Annotated in this window: 23 protein-coding genes; 11 read left to right on the top strand and 12 right to left on the bottom strand. The window is 42.3% G+C overall.

Translation table 11 applies throughout. The features are described 5' to 3' along the window. Together clpP and tig are read right to left on the bottom strand one after the other, a co-directional pair. Positions 1-699, bottom strand: coding sequence for an ATP-dependent Clp endopeptidase proteolytic subunit ClpP (gene clpP, locus H6G32_RS18525; RefSeq protein ID WP_190460870.1), 699 nt, complete (start codon positions 697-699; stop codon positions 1-3). 233 nt (positions 700-932) lie between these two features. After that, positions 933-2,348, bottom strand: coding sequence for a trigger factor (gene tig, locus H6G32_RS18520; RefSeq protein ID WP_190460868.1), 1,416 nt, complete (start codon positions 2,346-2,348; stop codon positions 933-935). Between the two features lie 877 nt (positions 2,349-3,225). On the opposite strand from tig, the gene H6G32_RS18515 reads away from it, so the two are divergent. From H6G32_RS18515 to H6G32_RS18505, 3 genes are all read left to right on the top strand, one after another. Beyond that, the gene (locus H6G32_RS18515) at positions 3,226-4,269 is read left to right on the top strand and encodes an aspartate-semialdehyde dehydrogenase (protein WP_190460866.1); all 1,044 of its coding nucleotides are present in this window, start codon (positions 3,226-3,228) and stop codon (positions 4,267-4,269) included. 148 nt (positions 4,270-4,417) lie between these two features. Further along, on the top strand, positions 4,418-5,302 hold the full coding sequence (gene dapA, locus H6G32_RS18510; protein ID WP_190460863.1) for a 4-hydroxy-tetrahydrodipicolinate synthase: 885 nt from the start codon (positions 4,418-4,420) through the stop codon (positions 5,300-5,302). A gap of 299 nt (positions 5,303-5,601) precedes the next feature. Further along, entirely contained in the window at positions 5,602-7,371 is a 1,770-nt protein-coding gene (locus H6G32_RS18505) for a ribonuclease J (protein ID WP_190460861.1), read from the top strand. Between the two features lie 227 nt (positions 7,372-7,598). Here H6G32_RS18505 and H6G32_RS18500 read toward each other — a convergent pair whose 3' ends face one another. After that, the gene (locus H6G32_RS18500; RefSeq protein WP_190460899.1) at positions 7,599-8,795 is read right to left on the bottom strand and encodes an anion transporter; all 1,197 of its coding nucleotides are present in this window, start codon (positions 8,793-8,795) and stop codon (positions 7,599-7,601) included. A 420-nt stretch (positions 8,796-9,215) separates the two neighbouring features. Between H6G32_RS18500 and H6G32_RS18495 the strand changes: the two genes are divergently transcribed. After that, a complete protein-coding gene (locus tag H6G32_RS18495) occupies positions 9,216-9,593 on the top strand; it encodes a Mo-dependent nitrogenase C-terminal domain-containing protein (RefSeq protein ID WP_190460859.1) in 378 nt (125 codons plus the stop codon). 302 nt (positions 9,594-9,895) lie between these two features. Here H6G32_RS18495 and H6G32_RS18490 read toward each other — a convergent pair whose 3' ends face one another. Continuing rightward, positions 9,896-11,833 carry a caspase family protein gene (locus H6G32_RS18490; protein ID WP_190460857.1) on the bottom strand — a complete coding sequence of 646 codons (1,938 nt, stop codon included), beginning with the start codon at positions 11,831-11,833 and terminating at the stop codon, positions 9,896-9,898. A gap of 277 nt (positions 11,834-12,110) precedes the next feature. Here H6G32_RS18490 and H6G32_RS18485 point away from each other — a divergent pair, with 277 nt between their 5' ends. From H6G32_RS18485 to H6G32_RS18475, 3 genes are all read left to right on the top strand, one after another. Continuing rightward, positions 12,111-12,593, top strand: coding sequence for a hypothetical protein (locus H6G32_RS18485; protein ID WP_190460855.1), 483 nt, complete (start codon positions 12,111-12,113; stop codon positions 12,591-12,593). Positions 12,594-12,802: 209 nt separating this feature from the next. After that, a complete protein-coding gene (gene rpmF / locus H6G32_RS18480) occupies positions 12,803-12,976 on the top strand; it encodes a 50S ribosomal protein L32 (RefSeq protein WP_190460854.1) in 174 nt (57 codons plus the stop codon). A 104-nt stretch (positions 12,977-13,080) separates the two neighbouring features. Further along, positions 13,081-13,668, top strand: a complete 588-nt coding sequence (locus H6G32_RS18475) for a sulfite oxidase-like oxidoreductase (protein ID WP_190460851.1) — start codon at positions 13,081-13,083, stop codon at positions 13,666-13,668. A gap of 26 nt (positions 13,669-13,694) precedes the next feature. Here H6G32_RS18475 and H6G32_RS18470 read toward each other — a convergent pair whose 3' ends face one another. From H6G32_RS18470 to H6G32_RS18455, 4 genes are all read right to left on the bottom strand, one after another. Next, the gene (locus H6G32_RS18470) at positions 13,695-15,077 is read right to left on the bottom strand and encodes an aldehyde dehydrogenase (protein WP_190460850.1); all 1,383 of its coding nucleotides are present in this window, start codon (positions 15,075-15,077) and stop codon (positions 13,695-13,697) included. Positions 15,078-15,249: 172 nt separating this feature from the next. Next, positions 15,250-16,395 carry a hybrid sensor histidine kinase/response regulator gene (locus H6G32_RS18465; RefSeq protein ID WP_190460849.1) on the bottom strand — a complete coding sequence of 382 codons (1,146 nt, stop codon included), beginning with the start codon at positions 16,393-16,395 and terminating at the stop codon, positions 15,250-15,252. Positions 16,396-16,500: 105 nt separating this feature from the next. Next, positions 16,501-17,835 (bottom strand): photosystem II assembly protein, encoded by a 1,335-nt coding sequence (locus H6G32_RS18460; protein ID WP_190460847.1) that lies wholly within the window; start codon positions 17,833-17,835, stop codon positions 16,501-16,503. After that, positions 17,828-18,766, bottom strand: coding sequence for an SPL family radical SAM protein (locus tag H6G32_RS18455; RefSeq protein ID WP_190460845.1), 939 nt, complete (start codon positions 18,764-18,766; stop codon positions 17,828-17,830). The genes H6G32_RS18460 and H6G32_RS18455 overlap by 8 nt, the downstream gene beginning before the upstream one ends. A 238-nt stretch (positions 18,767-19,004) precedes the next feature. Here H6G32_RS18455 and H6G32_RS18450 point away from each other — a divergent pair, with 238 nt between their 5' ends. From H6G32_RS18450 to H6G32_RS18440, 3 genes are all read left to right on the top strand, one after another. Further along, on the top strand, positions 19,005-19,841 hold the full coding sequence (locus H6G32_RS18450; RefSeq protein ID WP_190460844.1) for a ParA family protein: 837 nt from the start codon (positions 19,005-19,007) through the stop codon (positions 19,839-19,841). Between the two features lie 96 nt (positions 19,842-19,937). Further along, a complete protein-coding gene (locus H6G32_RS18445; protein WP_015205869.1) occupies positions 19,938-20,168 on the top strand; it encodes a type II toxin-antitoxin system HicB family antitoxin in 231 nt (76 codons plus the stop codon). 7 nt (positions 20,169-20,175) lie between these two features. Further along, positions 20,176-20,403, top strand: a complete 228-nt coding sequence (locus tag H6G32_RS18440; protein ID WP_190460842.1) for a type II toxin-antitoxin system HicA family toxin — start codon at positions 20,176-20,178, stop codon at positions 20,401-20,403. Positions 20,404-20,419: 16 nt separating this feature from the next. On the opposite strand, the gene H6G32_RS18435 is transcribed toward H6G32_RS18440, so the two are convergent. The 4 genes from H6G32_RS18435 to groES all read right to left on the bottom strand — a co-directional run bounded on the left by H6G32_RS18435 (position 20,420) and on the right by groES (position 24,466). After that, positions 20,420-21,235, bottom strand: coding sequence for a DUF4351 domain-containing protein (locus tag H6G32_RS18435; RefSeq protein ID WP_190460840.1), 816 nt, complete (start codon positions 21,233-21,235; stop codon positions 20,420-20,422). A 131-nt stretch (positions 21,236-21,366) separates the two neighbouring features. Then, entirely contained in the window at positions 21,367-22,113 is a 747-nt protein-coding gene (locus tag H6G32_RS18430) for an HNH endonuclease (RefSeq protein ID WP_190460838.1), read from the bottom strand. A 223-nt stretch (positions 22,114-22,336) separates the two neighbouring features. Beyond that, positions 22,337-23,977: a chaperonin GroEL gene (gene groL / locus H6G32_RS18425; protein ID WP_190460837.1), complete on the bottom strand. Its 1,641-nt coding sequence runs from the start codon at positions 23,975-23,977 to the stop codon at positions 22,337-22,339. Between the two features lie 177 nt (positions 23,978-24,154). After that, positions 24,155-24,466 (bottom strand): co-chaperone GroES, encoded by a 312-nt coding sequence (gene groES / locus H6G32_RS18420; protein WP_190460835.1) that lies wholly within the window; start codon positions 24,464-24,466, stop codon positions 24,155-24,157. A gap of 249 nt (positions 24,467-24,715) precedes the next feature. Between groES and H6G32_RS18415 the strand changes: the two genes are divergently transcribed. Then, complete coding sequence (locus H6G32_RS18415; protein ID WP_242046645.1) at positions 24,716-25,126, top strand: ferredoxin; 411 nt, start codon at positions 24,716-24,718, stop codon at positions 25,124-25,126. Positions 25,127-25,140 lie beyond the last annotated feature (14 nt).

The following is a 25,140-nucleotide window of genomic DNA, read 5'->3' as shown; positions in this document are numbered from 1 at the left end:
TTATTTCAGAATGGTGACGTTTTCCCCTACTGTGGGAATATTTTGTCTGGAGATGACCTGATCGATCAAACCGTAGTTCTTCGCCTCTTCTGCCGACATGAAAAAGTCGCGTTCTGTATCTGCTTCGATCTTTTCTAAAGCTTGACCAGTATGCTGGGCTAATAACTGATTCAATTTAGCCTTAATGTAAAGAATCTCTCGCGCTTGAATTTCGATGTCAATGGCTTGCCCTTGAGCGCCGCCAAGGGGTTGGTGAATCATAATCCGGGAGTCGGGTAGAGACATACGTTTCCCCGCCGCCCCAGCGGTTAGCAGAAATGCCCCCATGCTCGCAGCTAGTCCAAAGCAGATGGTAACAACATTGGGACGGATCTGTTGCATTGTATCATAGATTGCCATCCCTGCGTAGACGGAGCCGCCGGGAGAATTAATGTACAGTTGAATATCTTTTTCTGAGTCTTCGGCGTCCAAGAACAACAACTGGGCAACAATTGAATTGGCGACAGCATCATCTATGGGTGTTCCCAAAAAGATAATCCGCTCTCGCAGTAGGCGAGAGTAGATGTCGAAAGCCCTTTCTCCCATACCAGATTGTTCTACCACCATCGGCACGATGTTGCTAGGGCTGGTTAAGTGGGAGTTAATATCTATTCGACTCAAGCTGCTAATTGGGTGATTTCCCGACTGCGATACAAGCATACAAGAACATTTAACAATAAGTAGGACAGAGATTGCAGCAACAGCTGCTTTTTACACGGATGGGATTTTTATTTGAGCTATGTGTTAACCATTATGCCTCATCTAATTTCCTCCCGTCTAACTTAGTGCTGAGTTCTGAATCCTGAATCCTAAATATTGAGGAGTCAAGAGTCGAGGATTAAGGGTTGAGGGTCAAGGGTGATTCACCCTATCATCCCATTACCCCATCACTTTTACTCAGGACTGGCGGACTCATCGCCCTTGTCAGCTTCAGTGCTTTGTGCAACTGATTCTGTTTCTTCTACTTCTGTTTTCTCTGTGGCAGTCAAAGAACCTTCGGGTACAAGTTCAACAGATGAGTGTTCTAGGAGCCAATTGAGGGTTTTTTCGGTTAACAGTTCATTTTCCACCACTGAGCGCAGTCTATCTTCATCCACGTCTTGATCGTCATACTGCTGCAACAGAACTGTTGCTCTAGCTTCGATTTCTTCTGGTGTCACTGCGATAGACTCGCGTTTACTGATTTCCTGCAAGGCTAGGGAACGTTTTAGGCGCTCAACTGCTTCCGGACGCGATCGCTCCCGCAGTTGGGCAATAATATCTTGGGTAAACAACTTCTTCACATCCAGTCCCTGCTGGGACAGCCGGAAGGCTGTTTGTGTCAGCATGGCATCAGCTTCTTGTTCAATCAATGTTGCTGGCAAGTCAACTTCTACGTGCTTGATTAGTTCTGCTACCAGCGCTTCCTGCTGATTTGCTTTGGTTTTATCTTCAGCTTCTTTTTGATATCGCTCTTCTAAAGATGCCCGCAATTCTGCCAAAGTCTCAAATTCGCTAACTTCCTGGGCAAAATCATCATTCAATTCAGGTAGTTCTTTTTCCTTGATTTCTTTGAGTGTCACCGTAAAACTTGCTGGTTTTCCGGCTAATTCTTCGTTGGCATAGGGATCTGGAAACTGAGCGGAAATTTCTTTGGTTTCGCCAGGATTCATCCCCACCATGCCAGTTACAAAACCGGGGATAAACTTATCTTCCTGCAACTCAACTTGAAAATCAGTTGCTTCTCCACCAGGAATTGGTTTTGGCTCAGATGTTTCGTCCTCGGCGACCAACACACCTTTAAAATCAACAACGGCAATATCACCGATTTGGGCTGTACGTCCTTCTACAGGAATCAAGGTCGCCAATTCTTCCCGTTCTTTGTCCAGGACGTTTTCCACTTGGGTTGGATCGTACTTTACTTCCTCGGCTTTGGCTTGCAAGTCAGTATACTGGGCCAAATTGATTGCTGGTTCCACATCGACAGCAGCGGAAATAATCAGGGGTTTCCCCGGTTCATAATTATTAATCAAATCCTCAAAGGAGGAGAGCAATCGCGGCTGACCAATGGCGGCGATCGCTTCTTGTTTGACTGCTTGCTCAATACCATCTGGAATCAGTTCTTCCAGGGCTGTTGCCTTGATGCGACTGACCCCTAGGCGCTGTAGCAATATCTGCCGCGGCACTTTGCCTTTGCGAAACCCAGGAATATTTGCAGTACTAGCTAAGTTTCTAATCACCTGTTCGTATTTTTGTTTGGTGATTTCCGGTGTGATCTCTATTTCCAGGCCAATTTGGCTGGCGGGAAGTTTCTCCTGGGTGACTTTCATGCTTTGTTTCTGTTTTCTGGTATTTTAAACTCCGAGTACACACAAGACGCGTTTGCTGAAAGCGTGGCGTAGCCATCGCTCCCGTTACTCACTTGATGTCTCGCGGCAGGGATGGGAAATGGCCACAAGGCTGCATCAGAATCCAATCCAATGATTGGGTGTCCTTCAGCAGAGATCCAGTTTACTGCCAATGGCAAAGGACTTAACACTTTATCGCCATAACTTTACCGCACCTCCACATTAGTCTTGAGTTATGAGTCCTGAGGAGCCAGTCCCTGAGTCATCAAAAACCTGCTCAATAGACTTTTTTGGCAACTTCTTCACTCAAAACTAGGCACTAGAAGTGGACTTGTGATCAGAGGGCTAACACCGTGATATCCTGGTTCTCAACTAGTAGACCGGATGCTAAACTTGTACTGTTTGCTCTGGCAGCCTTGGGAAAAGCGCAGCTATTGCCTTGCCACCTAGCTCCAGTTTATTGCAGTGCTGGTGCTAATCCACTTGGATCATAGTACATTCATCGTCTTGGTAACAAACTTTCACAGGCGAGATGTTTGTTTACTTTATATTGGGAAAATACCTCAGTGCAAATATCTCCGTTTTTTCCCTGGATGGCAGTTTGTTGTATAATAGTGTATTAGTTTAAATTTGGGGAAAATTTGAGCAGTAAGTTTTGTCAACAGCAACATAATAAGTTAACTTTCTATAACAAAGAAAATAAATGTCTCAAATTTATAAAAATCTACTAAATTAGAGAAACATCTAAAAAATTATTCAAATTTATTTAATATCTGCTATTGCCATTAAAAAATATGGATTAATTTTTTTTTAATTATTCCAAAGAATTGTAAATAACCTCTTAAAGGAGGAAGTCAGATTGTCTAAATCGTATCGTGTAGCTATTTTGGGAGCAACTGGTGCTGTAGGCACAGAGTTGCTGGAATTACTGGAGAGCCGTAATTTTCCGATTGCTGATTTAAAATTGTTGGCATCAGAGCAGAGTGTAGGGAAGACGCTGCGGTTTCGAGGAGAAACTCTAGCAGTTGAGCCAGTGAGCGATCGCGCATTTGATCACATGGATCTAGTGCTAGCTAGTGCCGGGGGTAGCACATCCAAAACTTGGGCAGGAGTGGCTGTAGAAAAAGGGGCAGTAGTAATTGATAATTCCAGCGCCTTTCGGATGCACCCGGAAGTTCCTCTGGTAGTGCCAGAAGTGAACCCACTAGCTGCCGCTAGTCACAAAGGAATTATTGCCAATCCCAACTGCACAACAATTTTAATGGCGGTGGCAGTATGGCCGTTGCATCAAGTCAGACCAGTAAAACGCATAGTTGCTGCAACCTACCAATCGGCTAGCGGTGCTGGTGCCAAGGCAATGGCAGAAGTGAAAACCCAAGCCAGTGCCATTCTACAAGGACAGCTACCAGTTGCTGAGGTACTACCTTACCCGTTGGCGTTTAATTTATTTCCCCATAACTCCCCATTAAACGATCTGGGATATTGTGAGGAAGAAATGAAAATGGTCAACGAAACTCGGAAAATATTTGGCAGCCAAGAGATCAGAATTACTGCCACTTGTGTACGGGTTCCCGTACTCCGCGCCCATTCAGAAGCAATTAATCTAGAATTTGAGACGCCTTTTAGTCCAGATGAAGCTAGAGAAATATTAAGTCACTCCCCTGGAGTCAAATTGGTGGAAAATTGGGAGACTAATCACTTTCCCATGCCAATTGAAGCCAGTGGGCGGGATGAAGTTTTAGTGGGAAGAATTCGTCAAGATATTTCTCATCCGTGTGGCTTGGAACTTTGGCTGTGTGGCGACCAAATTCGTAAAGGTGCAGCGTTGAATGCAGTACAAATTGCTGAGTTATTGGTAGAAAAAAAACTACTCAAATCGGCAAAAGTTTACGCTTCTAGCTAGCAATAATAGAAAAATATGCGTTCAAAGATACAGAAAAATTCATGCAAATGTGTGAATCACGCTTGCAAGCAATTTAGTAGATAGGTTATGACAATAGAAATCCACCAAGAGACAAAAAACAAACAGGGTTATCAGGAGTGAAAAGAGGGTGGGAGATTTTGGCAGAGTTTTAACCGCTATGATTACGCCGTTTAAAGCAGACGGTAGTGTCAACTATGATGTAGCGGCAGAACTAGCAGCACATCTAGTGAACAATGGCACAGATACATTAGTGATGTGTGGCACAACGGGGGAATCCCCAACCCTGAGTTGGGATGAGGAATACCAGCTGTTTGTCGAGGTGTTGCAAACCGTGGCAGGTAAAGCCAAGGTGATTGCCGGGTGTGGTTCTAATTCCACCAAAGAAGCGATCGCAGCAACCCAAAAGGCAGCTAAAATAGGAGTGCATGGTTCTTTACAAGTTGTTCCTTATTACAACAAACCGCCCCAAGCGGGACTATATCAGCACTTTCAGGCGATAGCACAAGCCTGTCCCGACCTACCGATGTTGTTGTATAACGTTCCTGGTCGTACCGGTCAAAATCTCAGTTCAGAAACAGTTGCTCGGTTAGCTGAGGTCAATAACATTGTTGGGATTAAAGAAGCGAGTGGGAGTTTAGACCAGGCCAGTGAAATTCGCCGCTTGACACCAAAAGAATTTCATATCTACGCTGGAGATGATTCTTTAACCTTACCCCTGTTAGCTATCGGGGCAAGGGGTGTGGTAAGTGTGGCTTCTCATCTGGTAGGAAACCAACTACAGCAGATGATCCAAGCCTTTAGTGCGGGGAAAATTAAAATCGCTACTGAGATTCATCTCCAACTCTTCCCGTTGTTTAAAGCTTTATTTCTAGCTACAAATCCTATTCCAGTTAAGAAAGCACTAAATCTTCAAGGTTGGGAGGTTGGTTCTACTCGTCTGCCGCTCTGCGAAACTGACTCAGAAATCTGTCAAAAGTTAGAGGCGGTGCTTCGAGAACTTAGTTTAATCTAGGCGCAAATTTCAGCCTCGGCAATTTTCTAGTTGCCAAAGATACATATACATAAGAGGCAATCTTTATTTGTAAGTAGCAATTTAAACGTTTATGCTACGACGGATAGATAAACTGATGAATCCTTCTCTAGGAGACGCTACGCAAAGAGTGTAAAGTCCATTTTATTCAACAAACAATTGAAAATCTGAATTAAAACTTAGCTGCTTTGGGACAGACGCCGTAGACAGCGCGTGTTGTATTTCATACAAGAACCCTAACTATCAACTGATTAACCACAAACACAAATATCAAGGAGCAAATGGCTAAAAACGAAGCTGAATCCGCCCTGAAAATTATTCCTTTGGGCGGCTTACACGAAATCGGTAAAAATACCTGTGTTTTCGAGTACGAAGACGAAATCATCCTGTTAGATGCAGGATTGGCTTTTCCTACAGAGGCGATGCATGGAGTAAATATTGTCCTCCCAGATATGACTTATCTGCGGGAAAATCGCCACAAAATTAAAGGTATGGTCGTTACCCATGGTCATGAAGACCATATTGGCGGCATTGCTTTTCACCTCAAACAAATAGAAATCCCCGTGATTTATGGCCCAAGGCTAGCAATGGCAATGCTAGAGGGGAAATTGGAAGAAGCAGGGGTGCGCGATCGCACAGAATTAAGAACAGTGCGCCCCCGTGATGTGGTGCGGATTGGTCAACACTTCTTTGTCGAATATATCCGCAACACCCACTCCATCGCAGATAGCTTCACCCTGGCAATCCATACTCCCTTGGGTGTAGTTATCCACACTGGAGATTTTAAAATTGACCACACCCCAGTGGATGGTGAAAAATTTGACCTCCAACGCCTAGCCGAACATGGGGAAAAAGGTGTGCTTTGCTTGTTGAGTGATTCCACCAACTCAGAAGTACCAGGATTCACCCCCTCGGAACGTTCCGTTTATCCCAATCTTGACCGGGTATTCTCTCAAGCCACTGGGCGATTGTTTGTCACCACCTTTGCTTCCAGCGTCCATCGGATCAATATGATTTTGGATCTAGCCCAGAAGCACAACCGTGTAGTCACAGTGGTCGGCCGTTCCATGCTGAACTTGATTGCCCATGCTCGTAACCTAGGTTACATCAAGTGCGAAGATAATCTGCTGCAACCCTTGCATGTTGTCCGCAGTATGCCGGATGAGAAAGTATTGGTTCTCACGACTGGCTCTCAGGGTGAAACGATGGCAGCCATGACCCGGATTGCTAACAAAGAACACCCTCACATCAAAATCCGCCAAGGCGATACAGTAGTATTCTCCGCCAACCCAATTCCGGGAAATACGATCGCTGTCGTCAACACGATCGATAAATTGATGATTCAGGGGGCAAAAGTAGTCTATGGACGGGATAAAGGGATTCACGTTTCTGGTCACGGCTGCCAAGAAGACCAAAAGCTGATGATTTCCTTAACTCGACCTAAGTTCTTTGTGCCTGTTCACGGTGAACATCGGATGCTGGTGAAGCACTCGGAAACAGCTCAAAGTACAGGCATCCCCGCCGAAAATATGGTAATTATCCAGAATGGGGATGTGATAGAACTGACAGAAAATTCCCTCCGCGTTGCTGGTAAAGTACAATCTGGTATCGAACTGGTAGATACTACTAGTTCTGGGATGGTGAGCGCTAAAGTGTTGCAAGAACGGCAACGCATGGCTTCAGAAGGTCTTGTCACCATCGCCGCTGCTATTGATTGGAGTGGCAAACTGCTGGCAAAACCAGAAATTCATATGCGGGGTGTAGTCACAAGCTTCGAGCGATCGCTTTTACTCAAATGGGTACAACAGCGAATTGAAGAAATCCTCAGCGTCCGCTGGTCAGAATTTTCTGGTGCAGAAGGTGAACCAGCAGATATAGATTGGGGCGGATTGCAAACCACTTTAGAGCGAGAATTGCAACGTTCCATCCGCAGGGAATTGCAATGTCAACCAACTGTGACTTTGTTGATGCAAATCCCTGATGAACCACCTGTGAAAGTTGCTGACGGTAGAAGACGCCGTACTCGGACTGCTGCTCAAGTAGCATCTTAGAAATTATTTCGCGCAAAGACGCAAAGGCGCTAAGTTTTTCTTAGCGTTTTTGTTTGAGAGTGAAGGAGACTAAAGCCTCTGATTAAAGCATCAGGGGCTTTATGATTGGTTGTTAAAGATTTCATCGAGTACTTGAACGCAATTTGCCAAATGGTTCGTCTCTTGAGCGAGACAAACTGCTAGCTACTATGTTAGATAAAGCCAAAAAACCTGCCGTTTGATCGTCTTCAATGAATCCACAGGTAAGCTAAAATTAGGGTAGATATTGTGAGGGGTACACCAAAGCGCAGATGCTCCCAAAAGGTCAAGCTGTAACCTAAGTCAGCAGCCGCTTCGACAACAATTAGGTTAGCAATTGAACCAAACAAAGTCAGATTACCAGCTAGAGTTGAACCCGCTGCCAACAATAACCAGAAATGGGTATCACCATGAGGTATTAAAGGTTGCAGTAGGAGTACAGCCGGCACATTAGAAATTAGATTAGATAAAATAACCGTCACACCCAAAAAATTCACAGGTGAGTTAACTGCATGGGTAAATGGCTGGAGTAAATTTAACTTCTGTGTGACTCTGGTGAGGATAAACAGCCCAGAAAACATGATCAGCAGGTTCCAATCTACCTTTTTGAGGATGCGTTGGGGTTTGATGCGTCTGGTAATTAGCAACAAGCTAGCAGCAACTAAGGCAGACTCTGCTAAGGGTAAACCCATAGTAAAGGCAATTAGCAAGCCGGTGATAATAACTAAGCTTTTATTAAACAAGGGTTTGTAAATGCGATCGCTTTCCGTGGGTAATTGCTGGCAAGGTTTGGTTGAGCGAACATCTGGATACAGCAGCCACAGCAAGCACACTTGAATTATCAAGCCAGCTAGGGCAACTGGTGCGAGAACGCGCAAAAAATCTAAATAGGTAATACCTGAGAAGGAGCCAATTAAGATATTTTGGGGATTACCACTCAAGGTTGCTACCGAACCGACATTAGTTGCCCCAGCAACGGCTAGTAAATAGGGAATGGGATTTAAGCTTAAAGACCTAGTTAAACTCAAGGTGAGGGGCGTAAAAATCAGCGCTATGGTGTCATTGAGAAAAAAGGCAGAAAGGATACCACTGGCAAAGGTGAAGGCAATCAACAAGCCGAGGGGACTGCTGGTAAAATTCAATAGTAGCCAGAGCGATCGCCGAAAAAACCCGGCATAGGCTAGGTTAGCGTTAACTACCATCATGCTCAACAGAAAGACGATGGTATTGGCATCAATCGCAAGCCATGCTTCTGGTAAACTTAGAACACCGAAAGCAATTAAAAAGGCAGACCCCACCAAGGCAATGGTGGCACGGTTCATCCGTAAACCAGGAATATAGCCAAATGCCAGCCCCAGGTAAGTCAGCCCTAGCACGCCATAGATCGCAAATTTCCCAAAAATCACTTTACTTTTTGACCGAGCTATTGCCAGCAACGGTGTCTGAGATATGGCCCGCGCCAAATTATTTATATCACTGATTATTTATACTTACTACAAACATTTACCGGAATATTTTATATTAACTTTTGTTAAAATTACGCTAAAACCTGTCTAATGAGAGAGGTCTTCATTAGACTAATGACAGATGTCTTCATTAGAATTTAAACTACGTCAAGTTATGAACAAGATCAGATTATTACACTACCCATCCCCAAAAAATTGGGTTTAACTTGACGTAGTCATAGATAGGTTCTGACTCTAAGTGGACGCCCAAATATCATATTAATGTATCAGTCAGAACACGATTATTCCGGTAAAAGTAGTTGCCACGTTGTATATATTCATCAGTAAGATGAATAGCCTCAATAAAATAGAGGATTGACCATGAAGGTATTTAATGGTACCACGAAAAGAATTTTTCTCGCAAGCTGGGTTTCGATAAATCAAGCAGAGCCAAGTAACTCGCATCCCTCCCAGCTGGATGGTTCTGCTGCCAAGTCTTACTGCGATCCTCTCCAACCTCTGCGCCAGTGGTTAGACAAACTTCATGTTGGCGATCGCCAACAAGCACACCGTTTATGCAAAATGATTCCTGCTCAATGCCCATTTGAGCGCGATGTCAAGTTATTTGGTAAAGTCCTGTTTCACATTCCGCCAATGTGCAAACTAAATCCCTTATACGAAGAAGTAGTGGGCTTACGTTTCCGAGCAATGTGCTATCTAGCCGATGAATGCGGTGAGGATATTTCACAGTACTGCTAATGGGTAATGGGTAATGGGTAATTGGTAATTGGTAATTGGTAATTGGTAATTGGTAATTGGTAATTGGTAATTGGTAATTGGTAATTGGTAATAGTTTTTCCAATTACTAGCTACCCATCACTCATTACCTATTTGACTAATGACCAATGACCAATGACCCTTCGGGTTCGCCAGTTGCTCATGGGGAGCCACTGCGTTGGACGGGTTCCCCGGCTTAAAGCACGTGGCGTGGAAACAAGACGGTTCTGCGCACTGGCTCACCAATGACTAATGACTAATGACCAATGACTAATGACTAATTTTTAATTTTTAATTTTTCTAACTTGCCATTTTTGGATAGCATCCTGAGCATCTTCATAAGCGGCTGTCACCTCTGGAACTAAAGCAGCGGTTTCAATTGCCGCATTGAGTTCTCCTTGGGTAGCGCGACGCTTGGCCAGGTCTAGAATCTTTTCACTCCATTTATTGATCGATTTTTGGGCAGATTCAAAACCTGGTTGGCCTGGTGGTACTTTCTTGGCAACTTCGATGGCACGATTGTAGGTTGATGCCTGTCCTGGCTGAATTAAGGCATTTGCTGCCTCTAATAGGGTTTTGTTGCTGACATACTGCTTGGCCTCTAGTCGCCATTGGTTAATTGCTGCTTGTGCTTGGGGATAAAGGGCTTCACCTTGAGTAATTAACTGAGCGGTGGCTATAGCATTTGCATACTCTCTTTGTTTAGCACGATCTGCGGCTAAATCTAAAATCATCTGACTCCAAATTTGAATATTATCCTGAGATTGTTTGTAAAGCGGTTCGCCAGATTTAATCTTCTGGGCAGTGGCGATCGCCTTGCTCAAATCGCCAGCCTGAGTTGCTTTAAGTGACATTTTCTCTAGGTCTGACAATGCTTGGTTGCGCTGATCTGACTCCTTAGGAGTTGAGGAGATTTGAGCGCCCGCTGGGTTATTTAATTCAACTGGTGCGGGGTTTTGGGTGATGGGGCGAGGCTTGGGTAAAGTATTGATAATCTGGCGATCGCCTAGGTTGGGGCGTAGCCCATCGCTAAGATCCCTATGGGGTGATGCTTTAAATAACTCTTTAATCTGGAAACTTGCCTGATTGCGGAGAAAATATGTGGCGATTAAACCGACTACTACCATGCTGCCCCCACCCCACAAGATAAACTGTTTCCACAATGGGGTGTTTACCTGATTTGACGGCAATGGGGAGGCGTAGTCTTTGCCAGAGGAAGGAATAAACCTTCCCACTGTATTTAATTCTGGGGAAGTTGCCAGCATCCGATTGCTGTCTACAAGGGGCTGGGCGACTTCTTGGTTTTGGGACTTTTGAGTTCCGGAGGATATCTTGCTCAGGGTTGTTTCCACTGTTCTGCCTTCTGCCCACCAGGCTTTATCGGCAGTTAAAGTTTTAGGGGCAGTGTCTTTGAGAGGGGAATCTGCCCGGTCAATGGCAAAGTTTTCTTCTGGATAAATGACTGAGTCTAGTTCAAGGTTGCTGTCTATTGCCAAGGACGGCAAGATGGTTTGCTGCCTAGATGGGATGACAGTGACAGGGTTTTGTATGGGACGCCAATAGTGTTGACATAATTTTGGCGTTAGAGAATACAAGTAGCTTTCTAAATCCATCAAGCTGGTGCCACTACCGGAACGCAAAGCTTCTAACAATGCTGCTGTAAAAAATCCGTGACCTAGTTCGCTACTTTCGTGGGAAAATTGCTCTGGTTGGCAAGAAAGAATTGCGGCCAATTGAAGCTCTTGGGCTAGTTCGATAATTTCTTGACCAACAGGAGCATCTGCTTGGGTGCCAAAGGCGCGGTTGATATCGAGTATGAGCAATACATTCAGTCCAACCATTTGCAGACTCTGCATCAGCGATCGCATTTCTATGCCAGTCTCTTGCACGAGGTCAGGATTCGCTTCCACTGGCATCAAGTAATCTTTTTCTTTGTAGTTGACGCCATAACCACTGAAGAATAACCATAGCTGGTCTTGCGGTTGCCAAGATGTTGCTGCTAATTCCTCCAGCAACAGCAGAATATTTTCTTTAGTGGGATATGATGATTTATCGCCAATCGGCGGTGAAGTATTTGACATCAACAGGCAGTTTTCGGGCAAAAAACCTGCTTCTGTCACCAATAAATCTTTTAGTGCCTCAGCGTCTGCTTGAGCACAACTTAAAGGTTGAAATAACTGATATTGATTGATGCCAATAGTGATCGCCCAGTAATTTGCCATCCCGCTCTTTTTCGGTTGTTGTTTGCTTGCCTAAAATTGCGGCTGGCTTTGCTGAAAAAACAAAGCTAACCTATGTCTTATAGTCTAGGTGATGCTCGCCAATATCGCCGATAAAAATGTAACTCTTATTACATTATTTAATCGGAAAATACTTTCACTGGGGATTGGGTAATAGGGAGAAGACAAGAGAGAGATAAAAATCCCTCTAGTGACCAATCCCCAGTCAAGAGTCTCCAGAGTCAAGAGTCCCCAATAAAGAGTCAGGAGCTACAAGGTCATGATCAAGAGTTATGTCCACCAACCATCATCAATCATCGCCTTTCCAGTTATTAGCCAAATTGCCAGAAAAATCCGGATAGTTCAGGCCGGATTTTTGCTCTTATTTACGCTTCCTTTATGGTTGGCGACGGAAGCGATCGCCCCCCAGATTGTACGCGCTGAGACCGCTAGAGTTGACCTAGCCTTTGACCGCCTACCAGATGAAAACTACGAAACCATTCTCAGAAGAGCAGAGGCGGCTGCTAGAGCAGCTGCTCAACGCAGCTTCGACCAAGACATATTAGTGACAGATGTTTCGATCATCGTTTCAGTACAAAATTTTGGAGCGATCGCACCAGTTCTGGCATTAGAAGTCAGTCGCCCCCAATGGCGATCGCGTCCAGACCCCCTACGTTGGGTAACTTACTTCAAAACTTCGCGATCGCTACTATTCTTGGAACCAAAGCCGGCAAGTGCCAATCCAACCCAACTTACCAATTGAAAATAAGACAGTTAAACCAACCAATCTATCTCCTGCTAGGCAGCCACAGTGACTCTAATCCGCAAGTAAATATCAGAAATTTTGAATTTTTGTCGCCGTTCAGAACTTCTGTGAATTTGAATTGATTGATTCTCGATGCCAATACCATCCTTAGTGTCAGTTGATGGCCTAGAATAAAAAGGTTGTCAAGAATCGCAATATCCGCTATCATGGCTGTTCCTAAGAAGAAAACGTCCAAATCCAAACGAGATAAACGCCGCGCCACCTGGAGACACAAAGCCGTCGTTGAAGCTCAAAAAGCTCTCTCCCTAGGCAAATCGATTTTGTCTGGACGTTCTACATTTGTCTACCCAAGTCCAGAAGAAGAGGAAGCAGAAGAGTAATAATTTCCAAGTTAGGAGGGGACTGGGGATTGGTTACTGGGTAATGATAAATCCTTCTAATCTACAATCCCCAATGCCCAATCCCTAATCCCTCATTTTCAAATATGAAATTTTTTCAGAAACCAGACAAGGAAGAAGGCGAACGCGTCCCTCCAGGTCAACACCTGGCTAAAGGGTTCCCTGTATTAACTTATGGTGAAACGCCCCAAGTCAACATTGAGAAATGGGAGTTTCGTGTTTGGGGTTTGGCAAAACCTGCCACTTTTACCTGGTCAGATTTTATGGCCCTACCTCAACAAGAATTTACAGCGGATTTCCACTGTGTTACCCGCTGGTCTAAACTTGATGTTCAGTGGACTGGTATTAAGGTGACAGACTTCATGGGTCTGATTGAGGTAGCTCCCCAAGCAGCCCATGTTATGGAACATTGCTACGGCGGCTACACCACCAATATTTCAATGGCAGACTTTGTCCGAGAAGAAAACTTCTTTGCCTTTAAAGTATTTGGTGAACCGTTATCAGCTGAACATGGTGGCCCGATGCGGTTAGTTGTTCCCCACATTTACGCTTGGAAAAGTGCCAAGTGGATTAATGGTTTGCAGTTTCTAGAACGGGAAGAACTGGGTTTTTGGGAGCGGAATGGTTATCACAGTCGGGGGGAACCTTGGGCGGAGGAGCGTTACAGCGGCTGACTAGGGTTTTAATATAAATGCAAAACTCAAAGCTTCAGTAACTGCGACAGCCAGGGTAATTTGCCTTTGTAGGGAGCATAGCGTAATTTTATATCCAACCAAAAGGGGTTGTGCAACACACTTTTGTAATGGGAAAAAGTGTCAAAACTGGCTTTACCATGATAGCTGCCAACCCCGCTATTTCCCACACCGCCAAATGGTAAAGATGAGACATTAAATTGAAGTATTGTGTCGTTGAGACAAACGCCACCAGAGGAGGTTTCCTGCAAGACGCGCTGTTGCAGGTTTTTGTTTTGGGAAAATAAGTATAGGGCTAAGGGTTTTGGTTGAGAATTAATTAAGGCGATCGCATCGGCGATGTCTGTGTACTCAATTATCGGCAGAATGGGGCCAAAAATTTCTGACTGCATTACTGGATCTTCTAAGGATACATCATCTAGTAATGTAGGGGCGATATAAAGTTCTGTCTGGTTGGCTTCTCCGCCAATAATAATTTTGCCCTGTTTCAGGAAATTACTTAATCTATCAAAGTGTTTTTGAGTGATGATTCTGGCATAATCAGGGCTGGTTTCTGGATAATCACCATAAAATTCCTTGAGGCATTTTTCCAGATTAACTAACAATTTTTCTTTAATTTTCTGAGCTACTAAAAGATAGTCAGGGGCGACGCAAGTTTGTCCAGCATTAAAAAACTTGCCCCAAATAATCCGTCTAGCGGTGTGTTCTAGATGAATTTCAGTATCTACAATACAAGGATTTTTACCGCCTAATTCTAAGGTGACAGATGTGAGGTGTTTGGCTGCTGCTGCCATGACGATTTTACCTACATCTGGGCTACCAGTGAAAAAGATATGGTCAAATTTTTCTACTAATAGTTTTTGAGTTGTTTCTGCACCACCTTCTAAGACAGCAATATAAGCTGGTTCAAAATATTTAGCAATAATTTCAGCTAATAAGCCAGAGGTATGAGTAGCAATTTCTGAAGGTTTGATAATTGTACAGTTTCCCGCTGCGATCGCACCGACTAAAGGTAAGATAACTAACTGAAATGGATAGTTCCAAGCACCAATAATCAAAACCACTCCTAGAGGTTCTGGCTGAATTCGGGCTGAAGCGGGAAATAAGTAGAGAGGGACTGCGGCTTTTTTTGGCTTAGACCAATTTTTTAGGTGTTTAATTGCTTGGTCAATTTCCTTTAAAACAAAGATAATTTCGGCAGTAACAGCCTCAAGTTCTGGTTTATGCAAATCCGCTTGTAATGCCTGAAGAATAGCTTGTTTATTCTCAGCAACTGCTTGCCTGATAGTTTTGAGTTTTTCTAGGCGAAAATTAATTTCTTTGGTTTTGTCCGTGGAAAAATAAGCACACTGTTGACGGACAATATCACTAATTGATAATTCAGTAACCATCTTTGTTTTATTAAAAAAATATGTTAGGTAATATCCAAAAGCTAGGCTTTAGTTAATCCTTGGTATTTTGTGTATTGATCACTCAAAGATAAAAGTTGCAGTTAATATTTTAGTCATGTAATTGAGAAGTTATGTATGCTGAGTTTTTCGGTGAAAAACACCTTTTATTTTCTCATTGTTTGATGGGTAGAACCACAATAAAAATACTACCTTTGCCTAACTCAGATTTTACCAGAATCTTTCCTTTATGTGCCTCAACAATTCGGCGAGAAAGGTACAGTCCTAAGCCGCTACCAGAACGCTTATGGCTGCCTTGGCGAAATCGGTCAAACAAACTGGCTTGTTCTTCAGGGGGAATACCTGGGCCTGTATCCGCTATCTCAATGGTAATGTAGTCACTAAAATTTGAGTTCGCAAAAAGCTCTGAGCCGTAGCTTTTGTCAAATTGAGATTCAGCAGTCAGGCGGATAGTTACTGAACCTGCGTCGGTAAATTTGATAGCATTGCCTATGAGGTTAGTGAATAGACGATGTAGTTCTAAATGATCGCCCGTAACCGTGTTTGTGGTTGACTCTTCAAGAAAGTCAAGATTGATTGATAGGGCTTTTTCTTCAGCTAAAGGGGTTAATTCTCCAGCCACTTCTGTGAGTAATTTGCCGAGATTAACAGGTTGAAATGCCAGGGTTTTACGACCAGCATCAAAGCGATAAACTTCTAATAAAGTATTGACCATCGCCAGCAGGTTAATATTACTGCGAGCCATGATGGTGATTACTTCCTGCATTTGCGGTGATAACTTGCCTAAAGCACCTTGCTGAAACAGAGTTAACATCCGGTCAGCCGCTACTAAGGGGGTGCGTAAGTCATGGGTAAGACGGGAGACAAAATCTTCCCGCTGGCGGGCGATTTCATCACGTTCATCTATACTGTGTTTTAACCGCAGGAGCGATCGCACTCGTGCCAGCAATTCATCTAATGTTACAGGTTTGCGGATAAAATCATCAGCACCCAAATCCAAGCCGTGGGCGACATTGGGGGCATCATGGGCCGTAATCAGCAGTATGGGGATATATTGCTGTAAGTTCATTTCTTTACGAATGCGTCTGGTGACTTCATAGCCATCCATTCCCGGCATCATCAAATCTAGCAACACCAAGTCACAAGGAGATGCTTCCAGTTGTGCTAATGCTGAAATACCATTTTCGGCGGTGCTAATGGTGTAGCCTTCCTCCTCCAAAATTGTTTTGATCAAAAATACATTATCTGGAGAATCATCTACAACCAGAATTTTGTCAGAACGAGAAGATTTTGAACTCATGGGATAGCCAGCTATAGGGCAGTTTTGCAGTTTTGAGGGCAACACACCCGTAAAGCCAGGATAGACCCCTGTAAGCATTCTAGACAATTTATTTTTTAATTTTGCTCATTTTCGAGCCAAAATCACATAATCATCTAAAACATAATTCAAATCATGATTCACAACTTGGTATTTTTTTGCTAGTTCAGTCATGTATTTCTGAATCGGCAGATTTTCTCTAGCAAACCGTGCAAACTCAGAAGAAATCATCGGTTTTCTCTTACCTGTAGAGGTAATGTATTTGTACCATACCAACTTCAAACCTAATTCTTCTACAAACATTTCAATTAAATTCTTTTCCTGACTTTCATCTTCTGTCATTTGCCTTTCATACGCCTGACACAGCCTTCTTCCTTGTACAACTACCAAAATGTAACCATCATTCTTTAATGCCTTCTGAAAAATATATTTATATTTTTGATGAGATGCAATCCTTTCCTGCTTTTCAGCAAATATACAATGAGAAATTGAAATAAAATCATAAAAATTATTTGGCAGTTGCTCTAAATCACTGGCATTAGTTGCATATTGAAATATATCACTAGTATAAAATCGCAAGTAGGCATTAACAGCAGGTGTATTATGATACTTTTCATATTTACGCCAAAATTGCAAGCCATAATATTGGAGATATTTCTGTTTTTCAAAAGAACAGTAAGAAACATGAATTTGAGTTGATTTTTCATCAAAACATACATTTTTCAATAAAGCAAATAGTCCATAGAATATAGAACCTGAACCAGCCCCAATATCGAGTAGATTAATTTTAGGTTTTAGCAACCCAGCTTTATATACTAAAAACCAAGCTATGTAAGCACTATAGACTCCTTCTAAAAAATACCTCATGAAATATACATGAGGAGTTATAGCATATTGATAATCAGGATCTTTACCTTTTTTCAGAGAGATAATATCTTCACTAGCTATTCTTAAATCTTCTAAAAATCCCTTTTTCGATGACTTTTGTTTTAATTCATCTTCTAAATATTCAATTAGATATTTTTCTAATTCATCAAATGTATTTCTATCAATTCCAGTACACTGAATTTTAGTTTTGTCTTTGTTGAATAATTCAAAATCCTTTAAGGTTTTACTAATAAATACTTCATTAGGCTTGAAAGCAATCTCTGCTGAATAGTCAAAAGTAAGTTGTAAGTTTAATTCATCTACTTTCTGTGACGCATCGGTTATTTGTTTTGTTAAATTGGCTTTCTCCCGTTTATATTCCTGGAAAGAACGCTCAAGTTGCAACTTATCCCTAAATAGTTTTTCCAACCATGAAAAATTTGCACCAGATTTTTGAATATCTTGCAAGAGTTGCACAGCGCGTCGGGTATCGCCACGGCTTAAGGCTGACTTTAACTGCTGACTGCGCCACCAATTTGCAATAAAATTACTCATAACCAAATCCGTCTTTTCCTTCTTTAATTTCTACCCCAGTCAGCCGAGAAACTAACTTTTCCCTAAATCCCATATAGCTTAATTGCTCATTTTCATACCACCAAGCATACTTTCGCTTAATTTCCTCAGCTTCTTCGCGGGTTGATGCCATCAAAGAACCTTTATGGCTTGGGTGAAAATCTTGAATTACCACTCTATCGGCAATAGCTAATTTATCAATAAAAGCAGCTTCCTCATTTGGTAATGTTGGAAGTAGAGGCGTAACAGTAATAGAAATTTTGGGAAGAAAGCCTTTAAAATTATCAATACTTAGTTTGATTTTATTAATAGCATTTATCCTAGCTTTAATACTAGGTGAACGTGGTTCAAAATCCCTTCTTACAGATTCGCTTCCAGAAGGAATGCTCATATTAATTCGCAATCGCTGAAAACGTTGTAAATAATCAATATCTCTAGTAATAATTGGGCTGCGAGTTTGAATTACTAAAGTAGGAGTTGGATAACCGTTATCTCTCACATCAAGCATCACCTCTAACAACTTACGAGTTAGCTGATGTTTAGATTCCAGAGGCTGATAAGGATCTGTAACGCTACTCATGTAAATCCTGGGCGGTTGATGAGGATTTTTCTTATACCATTTATTTAACTCTTTCTCTAAAATTTCCGCTGCATTTTCTTTAAAAATTACCCATTTACCCCAGTCTTGACGCATTTGAGTATTAGGGCTAAATGCAGCAGCATAGCAATAACTACAACCATATTGACAACCCCGATAAGGGTTCAGGGTAAAATCATAAGCAGCGATAAAACCAGTGGCTTTTGTTAATATCGATTTGGCATTTTGGGCGTAAACATTGGCATCCCCAAACTTTTCTTTAACTAATTTTGTTGGTGCCCTGTCGGTATAACCTTCATAATGTAGTTTCGCCATGTTTATAGTTGATAATCTCACGCAAAAGCACAAAAGTGCTAAGAATAACTTTTAAGTACAGTTAAATCTAACTCTGTCCGATAAACAAACGTATATTTACGGAGATTGACAAAACAGTGTTTTACTCGCAGTGCTGCCACTGGCTATAACCCTAATGCTGCTAGGCTGAAGCTAATATGTTATTTTGGTAGATTTTCTGGGAATATAGAATTACAGCCCTGTGCATCTACCAAAAAATATGACAGCTAAAGTTATTAGTATTTGCAACCTCAAGGGAGGAGTTGGCAAAACTACCCTTGTTATGGTGTTGGCGGAATATTTGGCAGGCGATACAATGTACGGCAAGCGTGTACTTGCGATTGATATTGATCCTCAGAGTAACTTGACTAGCGCCCTCATGCCTGAAGATATTTGGGAAAGGCAATTTGAATTTAGAAAATTGACATTGCCATATTTATTTCAAAATTATGAATATTTTTTAGAAAATGGTAATAACGATAAATTTATAGTTAAGGAAAATATCTCAAATGTGAGAAACAAAAACTCTTTTAATTGCCTACATCTGATACCTAGCAGTCCTAAATTATTTGAGATTCAGCAAGATTTACCACGAAGTTCAGTTTCTGTACTTCGTCAGTTGCTCAATCCATTGTTAGAAAATTATGATTATATTTTGATAGACTGTCCGCCAAGTATTAATAAAGTTGTTAATAGTGCATTTTATGTAAGTGATTTCTGTCTCATTCCCTGTGTACCAAATAAAATGTCTACTCACGGCTTAGATTTATTATTGGAACACATCGATAAGTTTAATAGAGATTACCAACACACTCTAAAATCTTTAGGAACTTTAATTTGTCGTTATAACGGAACCATCGCCCAAACTGAGAGTTTAAATTTCATTATCGTCAATCCTTTTTTCCCCCCAGCTTTTTACACAAAAATTCCCGAAAGAGCAAAAATTGCCGAAAGTTTAAATTATAGTGTTCAGTTAACATACAAACAAAAATATGGTGAGTCTCATGAATCGATGGTTAATCTAGCTAAAGAATTTATGCAGAGAGTAGATTACTAAATGGATGCATCAAGAATTACAAATTGATTTAGAGCGCCCGCGTTTTTCAGTCAAGCGATATAATAGCTATTAAAGTTGTTGAACAAGTAAGTAAAAATGGAAAGATTGCTAAATATCCATATTGAGAAGTTACCAGAAGGTGTTTATCTAGCCACTTCTGATGAGCTTCAAGGCTTAGTCGCCCAAGGAAGAACGGTTGCAGAAACTTTAGAAATTGCCCGTGATGTAGCACGTAAGTTGCTAGAAGCACAATCTCAGGATAAAGAACCCGATTACTTGCAACCAATAGCCGAGCAATTTAACTATCCCTTAGTTGTCAGCCAGTAGTCAATTCATGGGACGGTTATCTGGCTTTAGCTACAGACAAATTGTCAAAAACATCAAATCTTTTGGCTTTATTTTTCATCGTCAAGCCGCAGGAAGTCACGAAATTTGGTTTAATCCTGAAACTAACCGTTATGCTACTATCCCCAATCATTCTGGTGATATGCCAGAAGGAACATTACGTGGGATTTTGAAGCAAGCTGGTATTGAGCCAGAGGAGTTTATTAACCGCTCTTAGTGTTGCTTTTATAACTTTATGAACCCCTTTCCTGCTGTTCTAACCAAACTAGCAAATCAGCCACTTCAGAGAAATCAAATAACGCTTCTCCTAATTCCTCTAACTCTTCAGCAGATAAATTGCGAACCTGCTCAAGTGATGATGCGTCAATATCACCAAAACGCCGTTTAAGCTGACGGCTGATTAGTTTAAACGCTTCCTTTTGAACAATATCTTGATAAATTACAGATTCTTTCATAATATCCTCCCGCAAAAATTGACGAACCAAATCCTTTTCAAACCGCAAACCCGCCAGAATTTCTACACAACCGGCGATATTTTGGCGCTGCTCCCTATCTGAAATTGTAGCGACTTGTTCCGCAACTTGCGCTAGTAAAGCTGGTGGTGAGTCAGTTTGCGTCAAAGTTGCTAAAGGTAACAGTGCAGGATTTGCCAAAAATGGCGTTGAATCTTGCTCCCAAAGACGGATAACCTGATATTGATGAATTGTTGTGTTATCTCGATATTCTTCAGTAAAAGCTACTTCGTTATCAGTTTCCTGCAAAAATATCAATACCTGAGTTACAGGACATTTATACTGACGCTTCAACCTGACAGAATAATCAAGCATTCGGAAATTAAGCGGCGTTTTAGATTTAGGTAAAGTCTGAAATTCAATGTGCAAAATTTGGTTAGCTGCTTGCAAAAACGTCACAGAATCTGCGCGAATTGGTTCAAGTGTTAATTCTGTTTTCAAGACTTCAATTTGTGGCGCTTCCACCCCCAGCAACCAGAACACAAAATCAGCAGGGTACTGTTCAGCTAAAAACTTACAAGCATTATCGTAACTCAAATTTCTCTATTTTCCTATTCCAAGGATGTGTTACACAAAGTTGACAAACCAATCTTTTCTGTTGATATATTACGGTGCGTTAGCGACAGCGTAACGCACCCTACTATTTTCATAATTAATAGTTGATAATATCATTTAGTTAGATTTAAATGGACTTGTTTATGATGTGGTTTGCACAAAAGTTGCAAATCTTCGTATCTTTCGCAACCCAAGTTTTTATAATGCAAATGGTGAACTTGAAGTTCTGAATCCCAATCTGTTCCATAATAAGATTCACCACCATGATGATATAGGCACTCATTACAAATAGCACCCTCAAGTAGAATCATGGCAGAGCGAACACGCCGCCAATGTGAACTTCTTAAATAATTTGAATAAGGTATTTTTTTAAAATAAGCTTGTTCTTCCGGTGTAGAATTAATATTTAAATTAAACCATAAACCTTTTGCAGCAGTTTGAATTTTTCCATTCCATCCTTGGATTATATCTTCTATCAATAAAATTCCGACATCTTGTAATAGTTGTCCTTCTTTATCAGTTGGATACGAAAGTTGTTTAATTAAAATTTGCTGACCGTTAAAATGTTTTTCTAAATGTGATGAATTTTGTTTCCATTTTTGCCAGCTTTGATAATACTTTTCATCTTCATCTAATTCCTCAATATACTTAATATTGATATAATTTTCATAGCAAAATTCACGAAATTCTACTAAACAATGGCGATTATATTGGTATCTATAAAACCTCATACCACAACGTTTATAAAGTTCACACCATCTGATATAGCAATATTCAATGTTAATTTTGCTATCCTGAAAATGAGAAATAAAATCATCTTTTGACAAAGGGGTAAATTCAAACCATTCAAATTGAGCCATAGTTATTGATTAAATGTGATAATACCCTTAATTAAGCTTATTATAATTGTATTTTTTATTCCTTCCTTCTTCTCTAGAGAATTTTTACTTTTACTAATTTTTCTTCGCGCTCTATCTCTTCGAGACGCTTCGCGAACGCGCCTTCGCGGTTCATTAAACAAAAAAAACAGCCGCCTCCTTGCGGAAGCAGCCGTTTTCACAAATTAGGGGGACTTAAAAAATCTTAGTAATCGAAGTCTCCGCCACCCATACCACCGCCAGCGCCAGCAGGAGCGCCGTCCTTAGGCTCTGGTTTGTCAACTACGATACATTCGGTTGTCAACACCATGCCAGCGATAGAAGCAGCATTTTGCAGTGCAGAACGAGTTACCTTAGCAGGGTCAACAATACCAGCTTCCAGCAAATCAACGAATTCGTTGGTTGCGGCGTTATAGCCAATGTTGAATTCCTTCTCTTTCACACGTTCAGCAATGACAGCGCCATTCTGACCGGCGTTTTCTGCGATTCTCTTGAGAGGAGCAGGTAAAGCACGAGCCACAATTAAAGCACCAATCAACTCTTCATCTTTGAGGTGGCTCTTCGCCCACTCTTCCAATTGGGGTGCGAGGTGAGCCAGAGTTGTACCACCACCGGGAACGATACCTTCTTCCACAGCAGCCTTGGTGGCGTTAATAGCGTCTTCTAAGCGCAGCTTTTTGTCTTTCATTTCGGTTTCGGTGGCTGCACCCACTTTCACCACGGCGACACCACCAGCTAACTTAGCGAGACGCTCTTGTAGCTTTTCTTTGTCGTAGGAGGATTCGGTTTCGTCCATTTGACGACGAATTTGCTCGATGCGGGCTTTAACGCCAACTTCGTTACCTTCGGCAACAATTGTGGTGCTGTCTTTGGTAATGGTGATGCGGCGTGCTTTACCGAGGCTTTCTAGCTTGGTGTTATCCAGCTTCAAACCAGCATCTTCAGTGATTAATTGACCACCGGTGAGGATGGCGATATCTTCTAGAAGGGCTTTGCGGCGATCGCCAAATCCAGGTGCTTTGACAGCAGCAACGTTGAGTACACCGCGTAAACGGTTAACCACCAAGGTTGCTAAAGCTTCTTTTTCAATATCTTCGGCGATAATCACCAAAGGACGACCAGAGCGAGCTACTTGCTCAAGCACGGGTACCAGGTCTTGTACGAGGGCAATTTTCTTGTCGGTGAGCAGCAGGTAAGGCTCATCGAAAACCGCTTCCATCCGCTCTGCGTCTGTTGCGAAGTAGGGGGAGATGTAGCCTTTATCAAAGCGCATCCCTTCGGTGATTTCTAGCTCGGTGGTCATAGATTTCCCTTCTTCTAGGGAAATTACGCCTTCCTTGCCGACTTTGTCCATAGCTTGAGCAATCATCTGACCGACTTCTTCGTCGTTACCAGCCGAGATTGCCGCAACTTGGGCGATCGCTTTAGAATCTTCTACCGGACGAGCGTGTTCAGCAATCTTCTCGACGAGGAAAGCGGTCGCTTTGTCAATACCGCGCTTCAGCAAAATTGCATTTGCACCAGCAGCAACGTTCCGCAAGCCTTCTTTAACGATCGCATGAGCTAAAACGGTAGCAGTGGTGGTACCATCGCCCGCAGCGTCGTTGGTTTTAGAAGCAGCTTGACGAATCAGAGCTACTCCAGTGTTTTCAATATGGTCTTCTAATTCGATTTCTTTAGCGATGGTGACACCGTCATTAACGATTTGCGGTGCGCCAAATTTCTTTTCTAGAACTACGTTACGGCCTCTGGGGCCAAGGGTAACTGCTACAGCTTCAGCTAAGATGTCAATGCCTCTTTCCAAGGCACGACGGGCGTTTTCGTTGTATATAATGCGCTTTGCCATAGGTGTCTCTATTTCAGGTAGTAAGTCAAATTTGTCTTGAATTAGTCGGTGGTCAGTGGTCAGTGGTCATTAGTTAGTGGTTTAGCGGTTTACTGGTGAGTCAGAAAACTCTTCCCCAGTCCCCAGTAAAGAGTCCCCAGTCGCCATACCTGATGACCGATGCCCCTAATCACCCATTTAAATCACGACTGCTAAAATGTCTTTTTCAGAAAGCAGTACATATTCTTCGGTGCCGAGCTTGATGTCGGTGCCAGCGTACTTGGAGTACAACACCTTGTCGCCGACCTTAATTTCCAATTCCTGACGGCTGCCGTCGTCGTTACGCTTGCCAGGTCCAAGGGTAACTACTTCCCCTACTTGGGGCTTTTCCTTGGCGGTGTCGGGCAAATAAAGACCACCAGCGGTCTTTTCTTCAGAGGCGCTCACTTTTACGAAAACGCGATCGCCTAATGGTTTAACTGTAGAAACGCTTAGAGATAAAGCTGCCATACCAATATTTCTCGCCTCGTTAGCACTCTCAACTCCTGAGTGCTAATCTAGCGAAAGGCGGCATACAATAGCAACATTACCTGGTGTACGGGTTCCCGAACTAGAATCAGGCAGGGGTACTTAAAGTATTAATACTTAATTCTTCTGATCGTTCGGGTTCTGTTCCGTAAGTTACGAATATTTTTATATGGACAACTTTATTTGCAAAGCGGGGAAATTGTTATAGAACTGTAATCAGGGAGCCGCTCGATGAGTAACAATACAGTGATCCAGTCTAGCCATCTAATCCCCAAAACCACTAAATCCCTGGAACGTAAGGCCCTAAGTCATTGTGTAGAAACTCTAAAACATGCATTGATTCAGCGACACATTTTTATTTGTTCTGATTCAACAGTTGCAAACTGCTGCTCAAAACAAGCTAGTCTGGAATCCTGGGAATACTTAAAAAAGCGACTGAGAGAGCTACAACTCAACCAGCCGCCAGATATTCATCCCATTTGCATCTCTCAGAACGAAAGCCAACTGCTTGCGTGTTTGTTGTTCTGGGCCGATAATGGTAGTTTACCCGGATGGGGTCTGGTATCGACAACCAAAGAAAGGAAGTCCGACGAGCGGATCATCCAAGAACACTTAATCGGCATAATGGTGGTTGAAGCATAAGCATTTTTAACCTA

Source organism: Cylindrospermum sp. FACHB-282 (assembly GCF_014697195.1).
Lineage (GTDB): Bacteria > Cyanobacteriota > Cyanobacteriia > Cyanobacteriales > Nostocaceae > Cylindrospermum.
The sequence above is the reverse complement of the archived record's forward strand: the minus strand, read 5'-3'. Positions and strand labels throughout refer to the sequence as shown.

Coding starts and splice junctions, on each gene's coding strand:
- clpP (WP_190460870.1), bottom strand. CDS start 699: ATGCTTGTATCGCAGTCGGGAAATCACCCAATTAGCAGCTTGAGTCGA.
- tig (WP_190460868.1), bottom strand. CDS start 2,348: ATGAAAGTCACCCAGGAGAAACTTCCCGCCAGCCAAATTGGCCTGGAA.
- H6G32_RS18505 (WP_190460861.1), top strand. CDS start 5,602: ATGGCTAAAAACGAAGCTGAATCCGCCCTGAAAATTATTCCTTTGGGC.
- H6G32_RS18495 (WP_190460859.1), top strand. CDS start 9,216: ATGAAGGTATTTAATGGTACCACGAAAAGAATTTTTCTCGCAAGCTGG.
- H6G32_RS18490 (WP_190460857.1), bottom strand. CDS start 11,833: ATGGCAAATTACTGGGCGATCACTATTGGCATCAATCAATATCAGTTA.
- H6G32_RS18485 (WP_190460855.1), top strand. CDS start 12,111: ATGATCAAGAGTTATGTCCACCAACCATCATCAATCATCGCCTTTCCA.
- rpmF (WP_190460854.1), top strand. CDS start 12,803: ATGGCTGTTCCTAAGAAGAAAACGTCCAAATCCAAACGAGATAAACGC.
- H6G32_RS18475 (WP_190460851.1), top strand. CDS start 13,081: ATGAAATTTTTTCAGAAACCAGACAAGGAAGAAGGCGAACGCGTCCCT.
- H6G32_RS18470 (WP_190460850.1), bottom strand. CDS start 15,077: ATGGTTACTGAATTATCAATTAGTGATATTGTCCGTCAACAGTGTGCT.
- H6G32_RS18465 (WP_190460849.1), bottom strand. CDS start 16,395: ATGAGTTCAAAATCTTCTCGTTCTGACAAAATTCTGGTTGTAGATGAT.
- H6G32_RS18460 (WP_190460847.1), bottom strand. CDS start 17,835: ATGAGTAATTTTATTGCAAATTGGTGGCGCAGTCAGCAGTTAAAGTCA.
- H6G32_RS18455 (WP_190460845.1), bottom strand. CDS start 18,766: ATGGCGAAACTACATTATGAAGGTTATACCGACAGGGCACCAACAAAA.
- H6G32_RS18450 (WP_190460844.1), top strand. CDS start 19,005: ATGACAGCTAAAGTTATTAGTATTTGCAACCTCAAGGGAGGAGTTGGC.
- H6G32_RS18445 (WP_015205869.1), top strand. CDS start 19,938: ATGGAAAGATTGCTAAATATCCATATTGAGAAGTTACCAGAAGGTGTT.
- H6G32_RS18440 (WP_190460842.1), top strand. CDS start 20,176: ATGGGACGGTTATCTGGCTTTAGCTACAGACAAATTGTCAAAAACATC.
- H6G32_RS18430 (WP_190460838.1), bottom strand. CDS start 22,113: ATGGCTCAATTTGAATGGTTTGAATTTACCCCTTTGTCAAAAGATGAT.
- groL (WP_190460837.1), bottom strand. CDS start 23,977: ATGGCAAAGCGCATTATATACAACGAAAACGCCCGTCGTGCCTTGGAA.
- groES (WP_190460835.1), bottom strand. CDS start 24,466: ATGGCAGCTTTATCTCTAAGCGTTTCTACAGTTAAACCATTAGGCGAT.
- H6G32_RS18415 (WP_242046645.1), top strand. CDS start 24,716: ATGAGTAACAATACAGTGATCCAGTCTAGCCATCTAATCCCCAAAACC.